Below are 20,443 nucleotides of genomic sequence, written 5' to 3'. Positions count from 1 at the left end.
GGTCCTAAATTGTGCGGGCCGTGTTCCCATTTGCCCTTCAGAGTGGGGCGGTCACCGAGTTATCAACAGACGGCCGCAGTCCATGCGGGATCCGAGGATCCCGCATGGGAAGTGACAGTATGGAAGTGAGAGTTCTGACCATCAGCCAATGGACGTCGGGTGATTGGCCGCGTTACCGCTCAGGAAACCGTCACTGAAGAGGGCAGGGGTGCTTCCGCTTGCTTGAATAGCCTGTTCCAGGTCGTCCGAGTTCAGGACCCGCGCCTCAAGGAGAGCCTTGGCGACGTACAAGACCGCGTCCCGTCGAGCGGATACGAGCTTGTCCACCTTGCCCTTGAGCCGCTGCAAGTCCTGTTCGACCTGCTGTTCCAGGGCGGGGTCCTGGCGCATCAGCTCAAGGGGATCGCCGGTACCGACACGGTGTGACAGGTAACTCCCGAGGCCCCATGCCGCATGCGCCGAAGCCAGCAGAGTTGTGGCATTGCGCAGGTCCTGCTCCGCACCGGCGCTCGCGCCACTACCCAGCGCCTCGTCGGCGGATCTTCCGGCCAGGCTGACCATGACGAGGGTTTCGATGCCGCCCCGTGTCTGCGGTACGGTGGCGGTATCGAGCGAGGTGGTGCCTCTGGCATGGGCAGTCGGAACGATCGTCACGCGCCTGACAGGAATACCAAGCGCGTGCGCGATGACCGCATGGCCGGCCTCATGAACGGCGCACGCCCCGAGCAGGGACAGGGGGGTGTTGCCCTTGGGCGCTACGGCCTCCGTGAGATCAAGCAGGGCGAGTGGTCTGTTGCTCCTTCGTGCTGACCTGCGCGCTTGCTTCACCCATGCCTCGATCGCGGCGGGCGTGGCGCCATCTGCGAGGAGTGCAAGCGGCACCAGGTCCACCTCGGCGAGGTCGGACTTGAGATAGTAACGGAAGACGGCAACGATCTCCTCGGTGGTAGACGGCGGCAGCAACGGCACGAGCCGATCGAAACGTCCGGGGCGGACGAGAGCTGCGTCCAGCCTCTCGGCAAAATTGCTTGCACCCAGAAGGATGACCGGGCGTCCGGATGCCTTCACCCGGTCGATGCCCGTCAGAACCCCATTGACGACGGGCCCCCACCATTCCCGGTCCTTTTCCGACATGGCTGCCCTATCTGGCAAACTGTCAAGTTCGTCAATGAATCCAATAACTTGGTGATGCTTCAGCAGTTCCTCGAAGAAGTCGTTCGCTCCGCGCATTACGCCGCCGAGGTACCCATCGGTGCTGGTGAACCAGTTACCGATAGTGGTGCTGACGAAAGGCCAGCCGGCGCTCCGGGCGATGGAGCCGGCCAACAACGTCTTGCCCGTTCCGGGCGGGCCGGTCAGAACCGCATTCTGGAGTTGTGACGGGTAGATCTCGCCTCGCCGCAGGCTCTCCAGGTCATCCAGGACCGCCTCGCCGAAGCTGCGGGCAGAAGCAGTGAGCGGCAGCTCTTCGAAACGGGGAATCCGGACGTCTGCCAGCTTTGCCTTTGGCTGAGCCTTGGCCCGCCGCAGGCGCTGGGTGCTCTCCGCAGCGCTGGCGAACTCCGATGTGATCGCCTGTTGAATCTGCGCCAGCCGTTGTGCGGCCTGCGGGGTCCTCTGAACGGATGGTCAGCCCGCGCGAGTCGAGCTGCCGCGGGTGACGAGGCGGGGGGTGACCACCAGGTGCTCGGCCTTGCTGCGTCCCTTGATGCGTTCGATCAACAAGCGCACGGCCTGCAGGCCTAGTTGTTCGCCAGACTGGTCCACGCTCGACAGGCTGTTCTGGGCGAAATCGCAGTAGACGGTGTTGTCGTAGCCAACGATGCCCAGATCGGCGGGGATGGAGAGGCCGAGTTCGGTGGCCACGCTGATGACCTCGAGCGCGATGAAATCGGTCCAGCAGAAGATCGCATCGGGCCGCCGTGAGCCCTCCAGCAGGCGGCGGGCGGCCAGTTGTACTTCACGCAGGGTCTGGGGAATCTGGACGATGTTGATGGCCTTGCCGAGGCCTGCCTCGATCATGGCGCGCCGATAGCCGAGTTCGCGCTGTGACAGGATGGTCGAGGTACCGCTGGAGAGGCTGAGCATGGCGATCGAGCGATAGCCGCCGGCCACCAGGTGCTGCACCGCCAGCATCGCGCCCTGCTGGTCGTTGTTGTTGACCGTGTCGAACGACGTCGCCTCCGGATCGTGGTGACCGATGGTCACCAGCGGCTTGAGACTTGCAATGCGGTCGTGGTTGCCGCGGTCCTCGGTGGAACCGATCAGGACGATGCCGTCCATCTGCCGGTCGATCATGGAATCGACGATGGCCATCTCGGTGATCACCGAGGATTCGCTGATGCCGATCATGGCACGGTACTGGGTGCGCTCGAGGGCATTGTTCACGCCCACCATGATGTCGGCGAAGAATGGGTTGCGGATGTCGGGGAGCACCAGGCCGATGGTGTAGGTCTGCCCGCGCATGCCGCGTGCCGCCGTGTGCGGCCGATAGCCGAGCCGATCCATGGAGGCGCGGACCTTCGCCCTGAGGGCGTCCGAGACGCCGTAGGCATCGCGCAGCACCTTGGAAACGGCAGCCACCGAGACACCGGCGTCCTCCGCCACTTCGCGGATGGTGACGCGGCCGTTCTTCTTCTCTGCGCCTGTTGCAGTCATGTCCCGCTTCTTGTGCCCGATCATCTGCGTTGTAGGCCGGATTTCCTGCGCGCCGCAACACGGCACAAATTTCAGCAGGGGCGCGGCAAAATGGGCATTGCCATCGGCGGCTTTCTGTAGAACGATGCACGTAGAACATTCTACACCCCGCTCAGGGGCGACTATCCCAGGGAGATCTCCGCGTGAACGATTCAGCGGTACTGCGCATGTCTGCGTCCGAAACGGCACCCATCCGCTGGAGCGCCAGGATGGTGCGTCCGCAGGCCGACGCGGGTGTGGGTACGCAGGCGAGCTTCGTGGCGAAGAGCTTCACGGTCGCAGTGCCGAGTGGCAACGAAGTCCTCCACATCAGTGCCCTTGGGCTCTATCGCGCCTTCATCAACGGCAAGCGGGTGGGCAACGACCTCCTGACGCCCGGCTGGACGGTCTATGATCAGCGCCTCAGCTATCAGAGCTACGCCGTGGGCGACCTGCTGGTGGCGGGCGAGAACCGCGTCGAGATCTGGCTGGCCGATGGCTGGATGCGCTCGCAGTTGATGTGGGGCAAGGCGCCGATCTTCAACACCTGGGGCAAGGACATCGCAGCCATTGTCGAGTTGCGTGCCGCCCCCGGTCTGGACGAGGCAGTGCTCCTTACCGACGACAGCTGGGAAAGCGGCACGCTGCCGATCCTGAAGTCGGGCATCTATTTCGGCGAGATTTTCGACGCCCGGCTGGCGCCCACCGTCACCGCCGGTACGGAGGTGCTCGACTTCGACACCAGCATTCTCGTGCCGCACGAAACAACGCCGGTGCGCGAGCTGGAGCCGCTGCCGGTGGTCAAGAGCTGGCGCGATGACGAGGGCCGCACTGTTTACGACTTCGGCCAGAATGCCGGCGGCAATGTCGCCATCACCGTCAAGGGTGCGGCCGGGGCGCGGGTCATCGTCGAGCACGGCGAAGTGCTCGACAAGGACGGGCAGTTCTACAACGGCAACTACCGCACCGCTGCCGCTCGGATCGAGTACATCCTCGCCGGCACCGGCGAGGAGCACTACTGGCCGTATTTCACCTTCCAGGGCTACCGCTATGTCCGCGTGACGATCGAGGGCGACGCAACGCTCTCCGATATCGTCTCGGTGCCGGTGAGCTCCGTCACGGAACTCAAGGCGGGCTTCTCTTCGGCCAATCCGCTGGTCGACCGGCTGTTCCTCAATACTGTTTGGTCGCAGCGCGCCAACTTCATCGAAGTGCCGACCGACTGTCCGCAGCGGGACGAGCGCCTGGGCTGGACGGGTGATGCGCAGGTGTTTGCCGGCACGGCCGCTTATCTCGGCGAGGTGCACGGCTTCTTCCGCAAGTGGGTGCGCGACGTCATGGCGGATCAGCGCGAGGACGGCGCCGTTCCCCACGTGGTGCCGGATCCGACCCGGATGTACCCGGAAGGCTATCCCGGTTTCTATGGCTCCACCGGCTGGGGCGACGCCATCGCCATGGTGCCGTGGCAGCTCTATCTGCACTACGCCGACAAGGCATTCCTGGCCGAAGCGCTGCCGGCGATGGTCAAGTGGGTCGATTTCGTCTGGTCGATCAGCGACGGCCCGATCGTCAAGCCGCCCCGCGCCTGGGGTGCGCGCGGCTTCAGCTTCGGGGACTGGCTGCAGCCGAGCGGGCCGAGCGCCAAGCCGCTGCCGACCATCGGCGACGATGCGGCGGCAACCATCTACCTGTTCATCACCTCGAGTCTGGTGGCGCGCATCGCCACCATCACCGGCGACACCGCGACGGCCGAACGGTTGAGCCGGATGGCGGACGAGGTGAAGGCAGCCTTCGCGCGCGAGTTCATCACCCCATCAGGGCGTCTCGCCTATGACGACCAGACCTCCTATGCGCTGGCCTTCCTCCACGACCTGATCCCCGAGGACAAGCGCGAGGCGGCCAAGGCGTACTTCAAGTCCGCAATCGTGCGGACCGATGGCAGGATCGGCACCGGCTTCATCGGCACGCCGGCATTGCTGCCAGCGCTGGTCAAGATCGGGGAGCCTGGTATCGCCGCGCAGGTGTTCCTGCAGGAAGAGGTGCCCGGCTGGCTCTACCAGGTGAAGATGGGCGCGACCACCATCTGGGAGCGCTGGGATGCCATCCAGCCGGATGGCTCGATCTACAACCCGCAGATGAACTCCTACAACCACTACGCCTATGGCGCGGTGTGCCAGTGGCTGCTGGAAGGTGTTGCCGGGTTCCAGCCGGATCCGGAGGCGCCGGGCTTTGAACGCATCCTGTTCGAGCCGGTGATCATCCCCGAGCTCTCGCCGGTCAAGGCCCACCACGACAGTCCGCGCGGCACGATCCGCGCTGCCTGGACCGTCGAGGGCCATCGGGTTCGCTACGACATCGAAGTGCCGGCGGGCAGCCGCGGCGTGCTTCGGCTCGATCGTTATGCCGACATCACCGTGAACGGTCAGGCGGTCGGCGGCACGAGCGAGGTCGGCCCGGGCCGTCACACCATCGAGTTCACCTTCACCCCGGTGCCCGGCTTGGCGCTGGACAAGGTGGAGATCAACGCCCGCACGCCGTGACCCGCGGCGTGCCTAGTGAATGCCGCATGGTGCGGCAAACAATGAGGAGGTACCTACCGTGAAACTTGCAACCAAGCGCGCGCTGGGTGGCATTGCCGCCGGCCTGCTGGGCATGACCGCCCTGTCGGGCGTGGCCATGGCCCAGAGCGTCAACCTGACCATGCTGGTCGACAACGCGTCCCACACGCTCGCCATTTCCGAAGCTCTGGCCGAGGCCTTCGAGGCCAAGAACCCGGACGTTTCCATCGACATCGAAGCCCGTCCGGGCGGCGGCGAAGGCGACAACATCGTCAAGACCCGCCTGGCCACCGGCCAAATGACCGACATCTTCTGGTACAATACGGGCTCGCTGATGCAGGCGCTGGCTCCGGAGCGTACGCTGGTGGACCTCAGCGACGAGCCGTTCATGGACAACGTCGCCGACAGCTTCAAGCAGGTGGTGACGGCCGGCGAGGGCGTCTACGCCGTTCCCACCCGTCCGGCAGAGGCCGGCGGCATCTTCTACAACCGCAAGATCTACGAAGAACTCGGCCTCGAAGTCCCGCGCAGCTGGGACGAGTTCATGGCCAACAACGAAAAGATCAAGGCTGCCGGCAAGACGGCCGTGATCCAGACCTATGGTGAGCCCTGGACCAGCCAGGTGCTGGTGCTGGCCGACTTCTACAACGTGCAGTCCGAAGTGCCGGATTTCGCCGAGAAGTACACCGCCGGTGAAGCCAAGTTCGCCACCACCCCGGCGGCCCTGCGCGGTTTCGAGCGCCTCAAGGCCGTGGCCGATGGCGGCTACTTCAACGCCGATTTCGGTGCCGCCACCTATGAGGACGGCCTGCGCATGCTCGCCGAAGGGGAGGGCGCGCACTATCCGATGATCAGCTTCGCGATCCCGGCCCTGTCGGACGGCTATCCGGAGCTGATGGACGATGTCGGTTTCTTCGCCCAGCCGGGCGACAGCGCCGAGGACAATGGCCTGACCGTGTGGATGCCCGCCGGCTTCTACATCCCGCAGAGCTCGCCGAACATCGAGGTCGCCAAGGAGTTCCTGGCCTTTGTCGCCAGCCCTGAAGGCTGTGAGGCGCAGAGCCAGGCAGTGGCAGTGAACGGGCCGTACCTCATCGACGGCTGCACCCTGCCCGACGATGTAGCGGCACCAGTGGCCGACCTGCTTCCCTACTTCCAGGAAGGCGGCAAGAATGCGCCGGCTCTCGAGTTCCTGTCCCCGATCAAGGGCCCGATCCTCGAGCAGCTGACGGTGGAGGTCGGTTCCGGCTTCCGCGAGCCCGCCGATGCCGCAGCCCTCTATGACGAGGATGTGCGCAAGCAGGCGCAGCAGCTGGGCCTGTCCGGCTGGTAAGCTAAGCAACACCCGAACGGCTCGCGGCACCCCTCCCGCCGCGAGCCAACTCTTTGCTGGAGGTGCAGATGCCAGCCGCTTCAAGCGCTGCTGCCGTACAACGCCGCTCTCCCTATCCGGTCTGGTTCTTCCTGCCGGCGGCGATCATCTATGGTCTGCTTTTCCTCTGGCCGACCCTGACATCCTTCTACTTCAGCCTGACCCGCTGGAGCCTGTTCGATGCCACCTTCATCGGCCTGGACAATTTCGTTCAGTTTTTCCGCGAACCCTTTCTGGTCCAGGGCCTGACCAACACCGTCATCTATGCGGTGCTGACCTCGGGGCTGAAGGTGGTGATCGGCATGCTGCTGGCGCTGATGCTGACCAGCCAGATCATTGCGCGCGGTTACCTGCGCGCCGTGATCTTCTTTCCGGTGCTGGTCTCGACCGTGGGCGTCGGCATCACCTGGACGGTGCTGATGCATCCGACCCAAGGGGCCATCAACGAGGTCCTGGCCCTGTTCGGCATCACCGGCCCCGGCTGGCTCACCGACCCGCGCCTGGCGCTGATTTCGGTGGCGCTGGTCGACGTTTGGAAGGGCGTGGGCCTCGCCACGGTGATCTATATCGCCGGCGTGGTCGCCATTCCGCAGGACTATTATGAGGCTGCGCGTATCGATGGCGCCACCAAGTGGCAGAACTTCTGGTACGTGACCCTGCCGCTGCTGCGGCCGGCAACCAACACCGTCATCATTCTCAGCTTCATCGGCGGCCTCAGGACCTTCGACCTGATCTGGGCCATGACCAAAGGCGGGCCGGGCTTTGCCTCCGACACCATCGCTTCGGTGATCTACAAGCAGTACCAGGCCGGCTTCTTCGGACTGTCCACTGCCGGCAACGTCGTGCTGTTCGTCATGATCGGCGTACTGGTCCTGCCGCTCACCATGCTGCTCAACCGCAAGAAGGGCCACGAATGAAATCGCGCGCTTCCGTCGTCGGCGGCGTTGCGGCGATCGCTGCCACCTTCGTCGTCTTCGTCATTCCGTTCATCTTCATCGTGCTGACGGCCTTCAAGGATCGTCGGCAGGCCGGCCAACGCGACTTCTCCTGGCCCACCGAGTTCCACCTGTGGGACAACGTGGTGGAGGTGGTCACCACCCGCAACTGGATGCTGGTGACCGCCTTCGTCAACTCCACCATCCTGACGGTGGTCAGCGTCACCCTGATCGTCATCCTGGCCGCCATGGTGGGGTTCGTGCTGGCGCGGCGGGACTCGCGCTGGAACCCATGGGTGGAGTTCCTGATCCTCGCCGGCCTGATGATCCCGCCCGCAGTGGTTCCCACCATCTGGCTGCTGCAGGGCCTGCAACTCTATGCCACGCTGCACGGCATGATCCTGATCGAAGTGGCCTACAACCTGCCGTTCTCGATCATCCTTTATCGCGCCTTCATCGCCACCATTCCGCGTGAACTGGACGAGGCGGCGATCATCGACGGGGCGCGGCCGCTGGACGTCTTCTTCCGGGTGATCCTGCCGCTGCTGTGGCCGGTGACCGTGACCAATATCGTGGTGCAGTCGGTCGGCATCTTCAACGACTTCACCAACCCGCTCTATTATCTGCCGGGCAACCAGAACGCGACGGTGCAGCTCACCCTTTACAACTTCCAGTCGCAGTTCAACACGTCCTACAACCTGCTGTTCACCAACATCCTGCTGATCACCATCCCGCCGCTCATCGTCTTCCTGTTCTTCAACCGGCAGATCGTGGCGGGGATGACTGCGGGCGCCGTCAAGGGGTAATGACCATGGCCGGACTGGCCCTCAAATCGCTGCGCAAGAGCTATGGCCCGGTCGAGGTCATCAAGGGTGTGGATCTGACGATCGAACATGGGGAGTTCGTGGTCTTCGTCGGACCCTCCGGATGCGGCAAGTCCACGCTGCTCCGGATGATCGCCGGCCTCGAGGACATCACCGCAGGCGAGCTCTATATCGGCGACAAGCTCTGCAACACCGTCGAGCCGCGCGACCGCGGCATCGCCATGGTGTTCCAGAACTATGCGCTCTATCCGCACATGACGGTCTACGACAATGTCGGCTTCGGGCTGAAGCTGGCCCGGACTCCGAAGGAGGAGCGGGACCGCAAGATCCGCGACGCCGCGCGTATCCTGCAGATGGAGCACCTGCTTGATCGCAAGCCGAGCCAGCTCTCGGGCGGGCAGCGCCAGCGCGTTGCCATCGGCCGCGCCATCGTGCGGCAGCCGGAAGTATTCCTGTTCGACGAGCCGCTCAGCAACCTCGATGCAGCGCTGCGGGTCGACATGCGCATGGAACTGGCCAAGCTCCACCATGACCTCGGCTCGACCATGATCTATGTCACCCACGATCAGGTCGAGGCGATGACGCTGGCCGACAAGATCGTGGTGCTCGATGGTGGCGTGGTGCAGCAGGTGGGTTCGCCAATCGAACTCTACCAGCGCCCCGCCAACCTGTTCGTTGCCGGCTTTATCGGCTCGCCCAAGATGAACCTCCTTTCGGCCAAGGTGGAAGCCATCGGCGAGGGCACGGTGCGCGTGGGCAGCGTCGATCTCACCGCGACCGAAGTGTTTGCCGACACGACGGGCCTCAAGCCGGGCGATCAGGTCACCATCGGCATCCGGCCGCAGGTGCTCACGGCCGGCGACACCGGCTCGCTGGTGGGCCGCATCGACCTGGTGGAGCGGCTGGGCAGCGAGACCAATGTCAGCGTAAGCCTGCCGAGCGGCCAGGCGATCATGGCGGTCCTGGACGGCGACCGTGCCCTGCGCACCGGCGACAGCATCGTCTTCGGCTTCGAGCCGACCGATGCCGTACTCTTCGATGCCTCGGGCGCTGCCCGGCACCCGACCCGGGTGGGCTGAGCCATTGCCGCACTTTTGTGGGAGCACATGCAGCCAGCCATTGCACTCGAGCATCGAGGGCCCACCTAAGGCCGGTGTCACGCAAGCAAAAACAGAGAGATGACAGCCCCACTGACCTGGTTCGGGAGTGGGCGCTGCCGGCTGGAGCCACACTCGGCTCGTTGGTTCGGGCAAGAGGAATCCTGCTCGAAATCCGCGCCCGCCTGCCTTCGGCGATGAAGAAGTCGCTCGACCAGGCGGCAGGGTTGCTCACCCTGCGGATGCCGGAAGGCGCGAATGCCGCGTTCGAGGCGGCGGAGGCCATCGTTTCCGGCGCGCTGATCGGTATCGGGAGTCTGCCGGTCATCCCGCGGGAGATCGAGGACATCCTCTCCATCTCGACCACTGAACGGCATCGCTGGCTCAAGGATGGCCGCCTGCCGAGCGCAGGAACGCGGACGGTGAAGCTGCGTGGACGGGCCAAGAAAATCACCTTCCACGTTTTCGATACCCGCACGGTCGAGGATATCCTGGACCGTGACCTCGTCGACGCCTGGCGCGAAGACGATGCGATCACGGCTGCAGAGAACCGGCGGCAAGCTGTCTGGAAGGCGAAGCTGCGGCGGGAGCAGAAGAAGTCCGCTGCTGCTTCATCTGCGCCTCGGCTCAACGCTGACGGCAGTCCGCGTCCGCAACTGATCGGCTGGGAAGAGTTCGAGCGCGACGGACCCCTCTAGGCGGGTGCCTGTTCCCTGGTGCCAACAGCGCAGTTGGGCCGCTGACCGGCTTGGCGGACGTCAGCCCGGCGGCCAGGCCGGCGTGATGCAGAGGGGGCTGCCGGGCACCGTCAGCAGCAGGCCGAGCACACCGGCACCGATCAGCATGGCCCCGGCAGCAACTCGACCGGGCCGGTGGCGGCGGCCCGCGGCTTTCAGCAACGCCAAGGTTGTGATCACCACGGCGGGGATGGTGCCGATGCCGAAGGACAGCATCAGCAACGCGCCCATCCAGGCATCGCCGGTCAGCAGCGAGTTGAAGATCGCCGCATAGACCATGGCACACGGGGTCAGGCCCCAGATCAATCCGGCTGCCAACGCCGCCTCGGGCCCTCCAGCGGAGGCGGCCATGCGATAGCGCGCCAGCCCACTGGCAAGCGGCGCCAGCAGGCGGTCGGCACCGGCCAGCGCCGGAACCATGCCAGCCGTCGCCAATCCCATCCAGATGACCACGAGAGCCGCAACCCACTGCATTGCCTGGTGCAGCGCACTGAGATCGAGGCTCGCATAAAGCGAGGCTCCGAGAAGGCCGAACACCAGCCCCAGGCCGGCATAGGCCGTCACCCGTCCCAGTTGCATCCTCGCGATGCGCACCAGCAGCGACCGCCGGTCGGTGGCTCCGGGCATCGCCATCATCAGCGTACAGCCGATGGGGCCGCACATGCCGGCGCAGTGCAGGCTCGAACCCAGGCCGAGCAGCAGGCCCCAGATGATGGGCGACGGGATCATGCCAAACCACGAAAGAAAACCTGCCGAACCCTGCGGCGGGGCCGCCGCTGCTGCCTTGACCTAGATCAAGGCCGGTCGGGCGGGGCGCCACTATCCAGACGCTTGGCGGCAGTGTGGCCGCGCCAGATTTTCGGGGGCTCCGGTGAGATATACGGGTTGGATAATCGGGCTGGGAGCAGGGACCGTCGCGGCGCTGCTCCTGTCCGGCTTGGCCGTGGACGATGCGTTCCGCGTCCATATGGGTCTGCTGAGTTTCGTGCTGGGAATCGGCACCATCGTCGCCATGCGCCTGCCGCAGCCGAGCCTCGAGGCAGTGGCGGCCGAGCAGACCGGCTACATGGATGGGCCGATCCGCATCGGCACCATTCTTACCGTGTTCTGGGGCGTGGTGGGCTTTACCGTCGGCCTCGTGGTGGCGCTGCAGCTTGCCTATCCCGACCTCAATTTCGGTCCGTGGTTCACCTTCGGCCGGATGCGACCGCTTCATACTTCCGCGGTGATCTTCGCTTTCGGCGGCACGGCGCTGATGACCACGTCCTTCTACGTGGTGCAGCGCACCAGCCGGGCCCGCCTGTTCGGCGGCGATCTCGCCTGGTTCGTGTTCTGGGGCTACCAGCTCTTCATCCTGCTGGCCGCCACGGGATACCTCCTCGGTATCACCCAGAGCCGCGAATATGCCGAGCCCGAATGGTATGTGGACCTCTGGCTGACGGTCGTCTGGGTTGGCTATTTCCTGGTCTTCTTCGGCACCATCCTGCGCCGCAAGGAGCCACACATCTATGTGGCGAACTGGTTCTACCTCGCCTTCATCGTCACCATCGCGCTCCTGCATATCGTCAACAACCTGACGATGCCGGTGTCGCTGTTGGGCGCCAAGAGCTACTCGCTGTTCTCGGGCGTGCAGGATGCGCTGACGCAGTGGTGGTACGGCCACAACGCCGTGGGCTTCTTCCTCACCGCCGGCTTCCTGGGCATGATGTACTACTACATGCCCAAGCAGGCCGAGCGGCCGATCTACTCCTACCGGCTGTCGATCATCCACTTCTGGGCGCTGATCTTCCTCTACATCTGGGCCGGCCCGCACCACCTGCACTACACGGCGCTCCCCGACTGGGCGCAGACCCTCGGCATGGTGTTCTCGGTGGTGCTGTGGATGCCGAGCTGGGGCGGCATGATCAACGGCCTCATGACCCTGCGCGGCGCCTGGGACAAGATGCGCACCGACCCCATCATCCGCATGATGGTGATCGCCGTCGCCTTCTACGGCATGTCGACCTTCGAAGGTCCGGTCATGTCGATCAAGTCGGTCAACGGGCTCAGCCACTACACCGACTGGACCATCGGGCACGTGCATTCGGGCGCGCTCGGCTGGGTGGGCATGATCACCTTCGGCGCCGTCTATTTCATGGTGCCGCGCCTGTGGGGCCGCGAGCGGCTCTACTCGATGCGCATGGTCAACTGGCACTTCTGGCTCGCGACCCTCGGCATCGTCGTCTACGCCGCGGTGATGTGGGTGTCGGGCATCATGCAGGGCCTGATGTGGCGCGAATACGATAGCCAGGGCTTCCTGGTCTACTCATTCGCCGAAACCGTCGCGGCCCTTCACCCCTACTACGTGATGCGCGCGCTCGGCGGCCTGCTCTACCTCGCTGGTGCTTTGGTGATGGCCTACAACGTCGCCATGACCATCGCCGGCAAGGTCCGGGCCGAACGGCCGATGCCCGTCCCCGCACAACTTCAGCCTGCAGAGTAAGGAGCCCGTCCGGTGTCCATTCTTGCCAAACACGGCATCATCGAGCGCAACGCCTCGCTCCTGCTGATCGGCTCGCTGATCGTGGTCTCCATCGGCGGCATCGTCGAGATCGCGCCCCTGTTCTACTTCCAGAACACCATCGAGAAGGTGGAGGGCATGCGGCCCTACTCGCCGCTCGAACTCGCCGGGCGCGACATCTACGTCCGCGAGGGCTGCTATGTCTGCCACTCGCAGATGATCCGGCCCTTCCGTGACGAAACCGAGCGCTACGGGCACTACTCGCTGGCGGCGGAGTCGATGTACGACCACCCCTTCCAGTGGGGCTCCAAGCGTACCGGCCCGGACCTCGCCCGGGTCGGTGGCCGCTACTCCAACGAGTGGCAGGTCCAGCACCTGATCGATCCGCGCTCGGTGGTGCCGGAATCGATCATGCCGAGCTACGCCTTCCTGGTCAATGCCAAGCTCGACTTCGACACGGTGGACGGCATGCTGCGCGCCAATGCGGCGGTGGGCGTGCCCTATAGCGACGAAGCCATCGCGGCGGCCCGATTGGACGTCGTCGCCCAGGCGACGCCCGACGCCGATACCGGCGATCTGCTCGCCCGCTATCCGAAGGCGGTGACCGGCGGGTTCGACGGCAAGCCGATGGAAATCACCGAGATGGATGCGCTCGTCGCTTACCTGCAGATGCTCGGCACCCTCGTCGATTTCGACACCTACGACGAAGCTGCCAACCAGCGCTAAGGACCGATCATGACCTATGACAGCCTGCGGCACTTCGCCGACTCCTGGGGTCTCGTCTACCTCTTCGCCATCTTCATCGGCGTGGCCGTGTTCCTGCTCCGCCCCGGTGCTCGCCAGCGCGCGCGAGACGCCGCGATGATTCCGCTGCGCGACCATGCCGAAGAAGGACGCGACAAATGAGCCAGAAACCCGAGGCTCCCCATCACAAGGACATCGATGCGCTCAGCGGCGTCGAGACCACCGGCCATGAGTGGGACGGCATCAAGGAGCTGAACAATCCCCTGCCACGCTGGTGGCTGTGGACCTTCTACGGCTGCATCGTCTGGGCGGTCGGCTACACCGTGCTGTTTCCCGCCTGGCCGCTGGTCAGTTCCGCCACCAGCGGATTGCTCGGCTATTCGAGCCGTGCCGACCTGCAGCAGACCCTGGCCGAGGCCGACGCTGCCCGCCAGGGCGTCATCGGGCGGATCGCCGGCAGTTCGCTTGAGGAGATCATGGCCGATCCCGAACTGGCGCGCTTCGCCACCGCGGCCGGCAACTCAGCCTACAAGGTCAACTGCTCGCAGTGCCACGGCACCGGCGCCACCGGCGCTGCCGGCTATCCCAACCTCAACGACGACGCCTGGATCTGGGGCGGCACGGTCAACGATATCTACCAGACCATCGCCCATGGTGTGCGTTCGCCCACCGATCCGGACACCCGCTATGCCTATATGCCCAACTTCGGGACCGACGGCATGCTCGACAAGGCTGCGATCAAGAGCGTTGCCGCCCATGTCGCCAGCCTGTCGGGGCTCGAGGGCGGAGCCGCCACACCGGAAGGCGCGCAAATCTATGCCGACAACTGCGCCGGCTGCCACGGCGACGAAGGGCTCGGCATGGCCGAACTCGGAGCGCCGGACCTGACCGATCCGATCTGGCTCTATGAAGGCTCGCTCGCCGCTATCGAGGCCCAGATTCACCAGCCTCGGCACGGCATGATGCAGGCCTGGAGCGAGAAGCTCGACGAGGTCACGCTGAAGCAGCTCGCCGTCTATGTGCACGGACTTGGTGGCGGGCAGTAGGAGCTTCCGTCCGTCCGGCATGCAGACAGCGGATGGTCGGACTGAAGGGGGCGTCGTGGCGCCCCCTTTCCCCTTGCGGTTTGACCCAGGTCAAACCCCTCGCCGCCCGCTTCGGGCACAAGCGAAGCTGCAGTCAGGGCGGACAGAATGATCATCATCGACAACACCAAGGGCGTCGCGCCGCGCTCCCAGCCGGGCGCAAGCAAGCCGGCGCCTGCCGATCAACCCCTTTACGCGCCGCGCACCAAGATCTTTCCGAAGTCGGTGCAGGGCCGCTACCGCCGCCTCAAATGGATCATCATGGCGGTGACGCTCGGCGTCTATTACCTGCTGCCGTGGCTGCGCTGGGACCGTGGGCCGCATGCGCCCGACCAGGCGGTGCTGCTCGATCTCGCCAACCGGCGCTTCTACTTCTTCTTCATCGAAATCTGGCCCCAGGAATTCTATTACGTCGCCGGCCTGTTGGTCATGGCCGGCGTGGGGCTGTTCCTGATCAACTCCACCATCGGCCGCGCCTGGTGCGGCTATGCCTGCCCGCAGACCGTGTGGGTCGACCTCTTCATCCACATCGAACGGCTGATCGAGGGCGACCGCAACGCCCGCATCAAGCTCGACAACGGCCGCTGGAGCCCCACCAAGCTGGCCAAGCGCATTGCCAAGCACGGCGTCTGGATCCTGGTCGGCATGGCTACAGGCGGGGCGTGGATATTCTATTTCGCCGACGCACCGACCCTGCTGCCGCAGCTTTTCACGCTCGATGCGCCGCTCGTCGCCTATGCCACCATCGCCATTCTCACCGCCACGACCTACACCTTCGGCGGGCTCATGCGCGAACAGGTCTGCACCTATATGTGCCCCTGGCCGCGCATCCAGGCGGCGATGCTCGACGAGAACTCGCTCACCGTCACCTACAACGACTGGCGCGGCGAGCCGCGCGGCAAGCACGCCAAGAAGGCGGCCCAGACCGGCGACAGCCTCGGTGATTGCGTCGACTGCAATGCCTGTGTCGCCGTCTGCCCCATGGGCATCGACATCCGCGACGGCCAGCAACTCGAATGCATCACCTGCGCGCTCTGCATCGATGCCTGCGACAATGTCATGGACAAGCTCGGGCGCGAACGCGGGCTGATCAGCTACGCCACGCTCAGCGACTATGACACCAACATGGCGCTGGCCACCGCATCGGGCCGGATCGACCCTGCCGCAGTGCGTACGCCCGAAGGCAAACTCTCGGACAAGGTTCGCCGCACCGACTGGCGCTCCGTGGTGCGCCCTCGCACCTTCGTCTACTTCGCCTTCTGGTGCGCCATCGGCGTTGCCATGCTGGTGACCCTGTCGATGCGGGTGCCGCTCGGGGTGAACGTCCTGCACGACCGCAACCCGCAATATGTGCTCTTGTCCGACGGCTCGATCCGCAACGGCTACGACGTCAAGGTGCTGAACATGACGGCGGCGCCACGCGAGGTCCTGCTCACGCTCGAGGGCCTGCCGGGCGCGACGCTCACTTCGCCGAACCTCGCCGAAGAACCCGTCAGCCAACTCCGGCTTGAGCTCGAACCGGATGCCGTCCTGCCGGTCCGGCTCTATGTGCGGATGCCCGGCGAGGATCTCGCCTCGCAGACCGACTTCACCGTGGCGGTGCGCAGCGCAGATGGCGACGAAGCCCGCACCCTCACCCGTTTCGAAGCGCCGGAGGTGTCCAGATGAGCGCCAGCAAGCCACGCGAGTTCACCGGGCGGCATATGTTGCTGGTCACCTGCACCTTCTTCGGGGTGATCATCAGCGTGAACCTGGTGATGGCCATATCGGCCAGCCGCACCTGGACGGGGCTGGTGGTCCAGAACAGCTATGTCGAAAGCCAGCGTTTCGACGACAAGCACAATCGCATCCGCGCCCAGGTCGAGGCGGGCTGGCGCTTCGCCACCAGCTACGAAGATGGCAAGCTGGTCTTCCGCGCCAGCGATGCCGACGGGGCAGTGCTGCCGCTGGAACAAGTCTCCGCCTTCATCCACCGCCCGGTCGGCGGCCATGACGACCAGACCTTGCCGCTCACGCCGAGCGAAAGCGGCTACGCCGCCGCAGTGGCGCTGCCGTCCGGCGTGTGGGACGTCATCGTCACCACCGGCGAAACCAGCCTCGGTCCGATCGAATTCGAGCGGCGGGTGACGGTGCCATGACCGAGATCGCGGTTGCCCCGCCCGACACCATCGGCCGGGCCGCACCGGACTTGATCGAATTCGTCGAGCGGCTCGAAGACGGGGTCTGCCGCATCAACTTCTCCGTACCCGACGCCTATTGCGCCGCCTGCATCGACACCATCGAGCGTGGCCTCGGGGCGCTGGATGGCGTCCGGCAGGCGCGCGTCAACCTCACCCGCCGCACGGTGCAGGTCGATTTCGCGGGCGAGGGCGTACTCCGGCGGCTGCCCGAGGTCATCCGGGCGAGCGGGTACCGCAACCATCCCGTCGACGCCCGCGATCTCGATGGCAAGGACCCGGTACTCGGCGAGTTGCTGCGGGCCTTGGCGGTGGCTGCCTTCGCTACCCTGCATGTAATGTTCTTCTCCGAGGCGGTGTGGAACGGCGATCCGGATCCGACCACCCGCCAGTTGTTCCACTGGATCTCGGCGCTGGTCGCACTCCCGGCCACCGTTTACGCCGGGCGCATCTTCTTCCGCTCCGCCTGGGCGGCACTCTCCGCCCGCCGCAGCAATATGGATGTGCCGATCGCGGTGGGTCTGATCGCCACCTGCGGCATCAGCTTGTTCGAGACCATTCGCGGCGGTGAGCACGCCTATTTCGATGCCTCCACCATGCTGCTGCTGTTCCTGCTCGCCGGCCGGACGCTCGAGCATGTCATGCGGTCACAGGCGCGCAGCGTCGTCACCACACTGGCACGGCTCGCCCCGCGCGGCGCTCAGGTGATCGATGCGGACGGCAGCACCACCTACACCCCGCTCGACCGCATCCAGCCGGGCATGGAACTGCTGCTGCGCCCCGGCGACCGCGTCCCGGCCGACAGCGTACTCCGCTCCGAGCGGGCCGAGCTCGACCTTGCCCTGGTCACCGGCGAGCCCCTGCCGGTGCAACTCGAAACCGGCGCGAGCCTGCCGGCCGGTGCCACCAATCTTGGCTTCGCCGCCCGGGTCGAGGCCGTTCGGCCGGCCAGCGACTCCTTCCTCGCCCGTGCCGCTGCGCTGATGGAAGCGGCGGAGGGTACACGCACCCGCTACCGCCGCATCGCCGACCGCGCCGCAAGCTGGTACGGGCCGGTCATCTACTTCGCTGCCGCCACGACCTTTCTCGGCTGGGGAATTCTGGGTGGCGGCTGGCATGCGGCGCTGGTCAATGCCGTGGCGGTGCTGATCGTCACCTGCCCCTGCGCCCTGGCCCTCGCCGTGCCCATGGTCCATGTCATCGCCGCCGAGCGCCTCCTGCGCCAGGGCATCGTCATGCGTGATGGCGCCGCGCTCGAACGGCTCACCGAGGTGCGGGCCGCGGCTTTCGACAAGACCGGCACGCTCACCGAAGGCCGGCCAAGCCTCGCCCACACCACGGCCAACCCCGAACATTTCGCCGTCGCCGCCCGACTTGCCGCCAGCAGCAACCACCCTCTGTCGCGCGCCATCGTCGCCGCCCATGGCCCGGCCGAGGCGCCCGCCGACGTCCAGGAACATCCCGGTGCCGGAGTGGAAGCCGAGATCGACGGCACGCTATGGCGGCTCGGCTCTCCGGCCTTCTGCGGCGCCTCCGACACCGACGACCGCACCACCGTGTGGCTGGCCCGCGACGGCCGACCGGTGGCCCGCTTCACCTTCGACGATCGGATGCGCCCTGAGACCCCCGCCACGGCGGCCGAACTCAGGCAACTCGGCCTCGATCTTCATGTCCTGTCCGGCGACGCGGCCGGTCCGGTGATCCGCGTGGCGGAGGCGATCGGCGCCGATTGTGCCCGCGCCCAACTGAACCCTGCCGGCAAGGTGGAGGCGGTGAATGCCCTGCGCGATCGTCATGGCGCGGTGGTGATGATCGGCGATGGCATCAACGACGCCGCCGCCCTGCGCGCCGCCGACGTCTCCTTCGCCCCCGCCGCCGCTGCCGATGTGGGGCGCGCCGCCGCCGACTTCGTGCTGACACGCGACCGGCTCGACGGCGTGCCCTTCGCCATCCGCATCGCCCGCAGCGCCGATCGACTGGTGCGCCAGAACCTGGCGCTGTCGCTCGCCTACAATCTGGTGGTGCTGCCGCTGGCCATGGCCGGTCTGGTGACGCCGCTGATCGCGGCAGTCGCCATGTCGTCCTCGTCGATCCTGGTGGTCCTCAACGCCCTGCGCCTCAGGCTCGAGCGTGTGCCGTCGGACAACGCCGGAGTATCCGCATGAGCGGCGGCCTTATTCTCGTGGTCCTCGCTGCCGTGGGCATGGGCGCGGTCGGCCTTGCCGCCTTCTTCTGGACCGTACGCGCCGGGCAGTACGAAGACCTGCAAGGCGCCGCCGAGCGCATCCTCATCGAGGACGACGAAAACCCTCCAGTTTGACCAAGGTCAAAGTGGCTGGCCGGCGCCGCGGCTATTGAGGGGCATCAAGAGGCGCCCCCATGACCGACATGTCCAGACTGCTGAAGCCCGTCCCCCGCTATACGAGCTATCCGACGGCGCCGCATTTTCACAAGGGCATCGGCCCCGAGCAGTACTTCGGCTGGCTCGCAGCGCTGCCGCCGGACGCGCATGTCTCGCTCTATCTCCACCTGCCGTTCTGCGACCGGCTGTGCTGGTTCTGCGGCTGCCACACCAAGCAGGTCAACCGCTACGATCCGATCGCGGTCTATCTCGAGGCGCTGACCACCGAGATCCGCACGATCGGCGCCATCGTCGGCGAGCGGCCGGTCACCGCCGTGCATTGGGGCGGCGGCTCGCCCTCGATGATGACCCCGGAAGACATCGTCGCCGTCAACCAGTGCCTCCGCACCGCCTTCCGGCTGACCCCGGATGCCGAGTTCAGCGTCGAACTCGATCCCAACGATATGGACGAGGAGCGGTTCGATGCCTGGTCCTTCGCCGGCATGACCCGCGCCAGCATCGGCGTGCAGGATTTCGATCCCAAGGTGCAGCAGGCCATCAACCGCATCCAGACCTTCGAGCACACCAAGGGCGTGGTCGATGCCGTCCACAAGCGCGGGGTGAAGTCGGTCAATATCGACATGCTCTACGGCCTGCCGCACCAGACCGAGGCCGGTGCGGTCGAAACCGCCCGGCAGGTGCGCTCGCTAGGGCCCAACCGTGTGGCGCTGTTCGGCTATGCCCATGTGCCGTGGATGAAGAAGCACCAGACCATGATCGACGAGAACTACCTGCCGGACGCCGCCGAGCGCTTCCGGCAGTCGCTGGCGGCCGCTGCGGTCTTCACCGATGGCGGCTATGACCGCATCGGCTTCGACCACTTCGCCATGCCCGACGATTCCATGGCCATCGCCGCCCGCACCGGTACTCTGGCGCGCAACTTTCAGGGCTACACCGCCGACCGGCACGATGCCCTGATCGGCCTCGGCGCCTCTGCCATCGGCCGGTTGCCGCAGGGCTATGTGCAGAACGTCGTCGCCACCCACGAATACCAGCGCCGCATCCTTGCTGGCGAAGGCGCGCTCGAGCGCGGCGTCGGCCTGAGCGAGGACGACCGGGTGCGCGGCTATGCCATCGAACGGCTGATGTGCCAGTTCGAGCTCGATTTCAGCGACCTGCGCCACCGCTTCGGCGCCGCCGCCGAGCCGGTGATCGAGGACGCCATCAGCTTCGCGGGCGACGACCCCGACGAACTTGCCTATCTGCTGCCCGGCCGGTTGATGGTCAGCGACAAGGGGCGCCCCTTCGTGCGTACTGTGGCCGCCAGCCTCGATGCCTACCTTGCCGAGGACAAAGCCCGATACTCCAAGGCGGTGTAGTTCGTGCATGCCATGCGG

At 65.7% G+C, this 20,443-nt stretch carries 18 protein-coding genes; 15 read left to right on the top strand and 3 right to left on the bottom strand.

The window, feature by feature from the left end; genetic code table 11:
- Positions 1–141: 141 nt before the first annotated feature.
- Both ACFSX5_RS04665 and ACFSX5_RS04660 read right to left on the bottom strand, forming a co-directional pair.
- Complete coding sequence (locus ACFSX5_RS04665) at positions 142–1,359, bottom strand: AAA family ATPase (protein ID WP_386835577.1); 1,218 nt, start codon at positions 1,357–1,359, stop codon at positions 142–144.
- 270 nt (positions 1,360–1,629) lie between these two features.
- A complete protein-coding gene (locus ACFSX5_RS04660; protein WP_386832126.1) occupies positions 1,630–2,658 on the bottom strand; it encodes a LacI family DNA-binding transcriptional regulator in 1,029 nt (342 codons plus the stop codon).
- A 206-nt stretch (positions 2,659–2,864) separates the two neighbouring features.
- Here ACFSX5_RS04660 and ACFSX5_RS04655 point away from each other — a divergent pair, with 206 nt between their 5' ends.
- From ACFSX5_RS04655 to ACFSX5_RS04630, 6 genes are all read left to right on the top strand, one after another.
- Complete coding sequence (locus ACFSX5_RS04655; protein WP_386835575.1) at positions 2,865–5,216, top strand: alpha-L-rhamnosidase; 2,352 nt, start codon at positions 2,865–2,867, stop codon at positions 5,214–5,216.
- A 112-nt stretch (positions 5,217–5,328) separates the two neighbouring features.
- Positions 5,329–6,567, top strand: coding sequence for an ABC transporter substrate-binding protein (locus ACFSX5_RS04650; RefSeq protein ID WP_386835574.1), 1,239 nt, complete (start codon positions 5,329–5,331; stop codon positions 6,565–6,567).
- Positions 6,568–6,635: 68 nt separating this feature from the next.
- Positions 6,636–7,523 carry a carbohydrate ABC transporter permease gene (locus tag ACFSX5_RS04645; RefSeq protein ID WP_386832125.1) on the top strand — a complete coding sequence of 296 codons (888 nt, stop codon included), beginning with the start codon at positions 6,636–6,638 and terminating at the stop codon, positions 7,521–7,523.
- Positions 7,520–8,347 (top strand): carbohydrate ABC transporter permease, encoded by an 828-nt coding sequence (locus ACFSX5_RS04640; protein WP_386832124.1) that lies wholly within the window; start codon positions 7,520–7,522, stop codon positions 8,345–8,347. Before ACFSX5_RS04645 ends, ACFSX5_RS04640 begins: the two co-directional genes overlap by 4 nt.
- Positions 8,348–8,352: 5 nt before the next feature.
- A complete protein-coding gene (locus ACFSX5_RS04635) occupies positions 8,353–9,444 on the top strand; it encodes an ABC transporter ATP-binding protein (protein WP_386832123.1) in 1,092 nt (363 codons plus the stop codon).
- A 161-nt stretch (positions 9,445–9,605) separates the two neighbouring features.
- Positions 9,606–10,160 carry a hypothetical protein gene (locus tag ACFSX5_RS04630; RefSeq protein WP_386832122.1) on the top strand — a complete coding sequence of 185 codons (555 nt, stop codon included), beginning with the start codon at positions 9,606–9,608 and terminating at the stop codon, positions 10,158–10,160.
- Between the two features lie 60 nt (positions 10,161–10,220).
- Here the strand turns inward: ACFSX5_RS04630 and ACFSX5_RS04625 are convergent, their stop codons facing one another.
- Positions 10,221–10,928 (bottom strand): sulfite exporter TauE/SafE family protein, encoded by a 708-nt coding sequence (locus tag ACFSX5_RS04625; protein ID WP_386832121.1) that lies wholly within the window; start codon positions 10,926–10,928, stop codon positions 10,221–10,223.
- 142 nt (positions 10,929–11,070) lie between these two features.
- Between ACFSX5_RS04625 and ccoN the strand changes: the two genes are divergently transcribed.
- From ccoN to hemN, 9 genes are all read left to right on the top strand, one after another.
- A complete protein-coding gene (ccoN, locus tag ACFSX5_RS04620) occupies positions 11,071–12,681 on the top strand; it encodes a cytochrome-c oxidase, cbb3-type subunit I (RefSeq protein WP_386832120.1) in 1,611 nt (536 codons plus the stop codon).
- 12 nt (positions 12,682–12,693) lie between these two features.
- A complete protein-coding gene (ccoO, locus tag ACFSX5_RS04615; protein ID WP_386832119.1) occupies positions 12,694–13,425 on the top strand; it encodes a cytochrome-c oxidase, cbb3-type subunit II in 732 nt (243 codons plus the stop codon).
- A 9-nt stretch (positions 13,426–13,434) separates the two neighbouring features.
- The gene (locus tag ACFSX5_RS04610) at positions 13,435–13,605 is read left to right on the top strand and encodes a cbb3-type cytochrome oxidase subunit 3 (protein WP_386832118.1); all 171 of its coding nucleotides are present in this window, start codon (positions 13,435–13,437) and stop codon (positions 13,603–13,605) included.
- Entirely contained in the window at positions 13,602–14,489 is an 888-nt protein-coding gene (gene ccoP / locus ACFSX5_RS04605; RefSeq protein ID WP_386832117.1) for a cytochrome-c oxidase, cbb3-type subunit III, read from the top strand. The genes ACFSX5_RS04610 and ccoP overlap by 4 nt, the downstream gene beginning before the upstream one ends.
- Before the next feature lie 147 nt (positions 14,490–14,636).
- Positions 14,637–16,196: a cytochrome c oxidase accessory protein CcoG gene (ccoG, locus tag ACFSX5_RS04600; RefSeq protein ID WP_386832116.1), complete on the top strand. Its 1,560-nt coding sequence runs from the start codon at positions 14,637–14,639 to the stop codon at positions 16,194–16,196.
- Complete coding sequence (locus ACFSX5_RS04595) at positions 16,193–16,666, top strand: FixH family protein (protein ID WP_386832115.1); 474 nt, start codon at positions 16,193–16,195, stop codon at positions 16,664–16,666. Before ccoG ends, ACFSX5_RS04595 begins: the two co-directional genes overlap by 4 nt.
- On the top strand, positions 16,663–18,870 hold the full coding sequence (locus tag ACFSX5_RS04590) for a heavy metal translocating P-type ATPase (RefSeq protein ID WP_386832114.1): 2,208 nt from the start codon (positions 16,663–16,665) through the stop codon (positions 18,868–18,870). The genes ACFSX5_RS04595 and ACFSX5_RS04590 overlap by 4 nt, the downstream gene beginning before the upstream one ends.
- On the top strand, positions 18,867–19,025 hold the full coding sequence (gene ccoS, locus ACFSX5_RS04585) for a cbb3-type cytochrome oxidase assembly protein CcoS (RefSeq protein WP_386832113.1): 159 nt from the start codon (positions 18,867–18,869) through the stop codon (positions 19,023–19,025). Before ACFSX5_RS04590 ends, ccoS begins: the two co-directional genes overlap by 4 nt.
- A 59-nt stretch (positions 19,026–19,084) precedes the next feature.
- Positions 19,085–20,425: an oxygen-independent coproporphyrinogen III oxidase gene (gene hemN, locus ACFSX5_RS04580; RefSeq protein WP_386832112.1), complete on the top strand. Its 1,341-nt coding sequence runs from the start codon at positions 19,085–19,087 to the stop codon at positions 20,423–20,425.
- Positions 20,426–20,443: the final 18 nt, after the last annotated feature.

The sequence above is a fragment of the Devosia albogilva genome, from assembly GCF_042685625.1.
Classification (GTDB): Bacteria; Pseudomonadota; Alphaproteobacteria; order Rhizobiales; family Devosiaceae; genus Devosia; species Devosia albogilva.
This window is presented reverse-complemented; position numbering and strand designations above follow the sequence as displayed.

Excerpts from the sequence above, each read along its gene's own strand:
- ccoG (WP_386832116.1), top strand. The coding sequence starts at position 14,637 with ATGATCATCATCGACAACACCAAGGGCGTCGCGCCGCGCTCCCAGCCG.
- ACFSX5_RS04650 (WP_386835574.1), top strand. The coding sequence starts at position 5,329 with ATGACCGCCCTGTCGGGCGTGGCCATGGCCCAGAGCGTCAACCTGACC.
- ACFSX5_RS04660 (WP_386832126.1), bottom strand. The coding sequence starts at position 2,658 with ATGACTGCAACAGGCGCAGAGAAGAAGAACGGCCGCGTCACCATCCGC.
- hemN (WP_386832112.1), top strand. The coding sequence starts at position 19,085 with ATGACCGACATGTCCAGACTGCTGAAGCCCGTCCCCCGCTATACGAGC.
- ACFSX5_RS04645 (WP_386832125.1), top strand. The coding sequence starts at position 6,636 with ATGCCAGCCGCTTCAAGCGCTGCTGCCGTACAACGCCGCTCTCCCTAT.
- ccoP (WP_386832117.1), top strand. The coding sequence starts at position 13,602 with ATGAGCCAGAAACCCGAGGCTCCCCATCACAAGGACATCGATGCGCTC.
- ACFSX5_RS04640 (WP_386832124.1), top strand. The coding sequence starts at position 7,520 with ATGAAATCGCGCGCTTCCGTCGTCGGCGGCGTTGCGGCGATCGCTGCC.
- ACFSX5_RS04625 (WP_386832121.1), bottom strand. The coding sequence starts at position 10,928 with ATGATCCCGTCGCCCATCATCTGGGGCCTGCTGCTCGGCCTGGGTTCG.
- ACFSX5_RS04595 (WP_386832115.1), top strand. The coding sequence starts at position 16,193 with ATGAGCGCCAGCAAGCCACGCGAGTTCACCGGGCGGCATATGTTGCTG.
- ACFSX5_RS04610 (WP_386832118.1), top strand. The coding sequence starts at position 13,435 with ATGACCTATGACAGCCTGCGGCACTTCGCCGACTCCTGGGGTCTCGTC.
- ACFSX5_RS04635 (WP_386832123.1), top strand. The coding sequence starts at position 8,353 with ATGGCCGGACTGGCCCTCAAATCGCTGCGCAAGAGCTATGGCCCGGTC.
- ccoS (WP_386832113.1), top strand. The coding sequence starts at position 18,867 with ATGAGCGGCGGCCTTATTCTCGTGGTCCTCGCTGCCGTGGGCATGGGC.
- ACFSX5_RS04655 (WP_386835575.1), top strand. The coding sequence starts at position 2,865 with ATGTCTGCGTCCGAAACGGCACCCATCCGCTGGAGCGCCAGGATGGTG.
- ACFSX5_RS04590 (WP_386832114.1), top strand. The coding sequence starts at position 16,663 with ATGACCGAGATCGCGGTTGCCCCGCCCGACACCATCGGCCGGGCCGCA.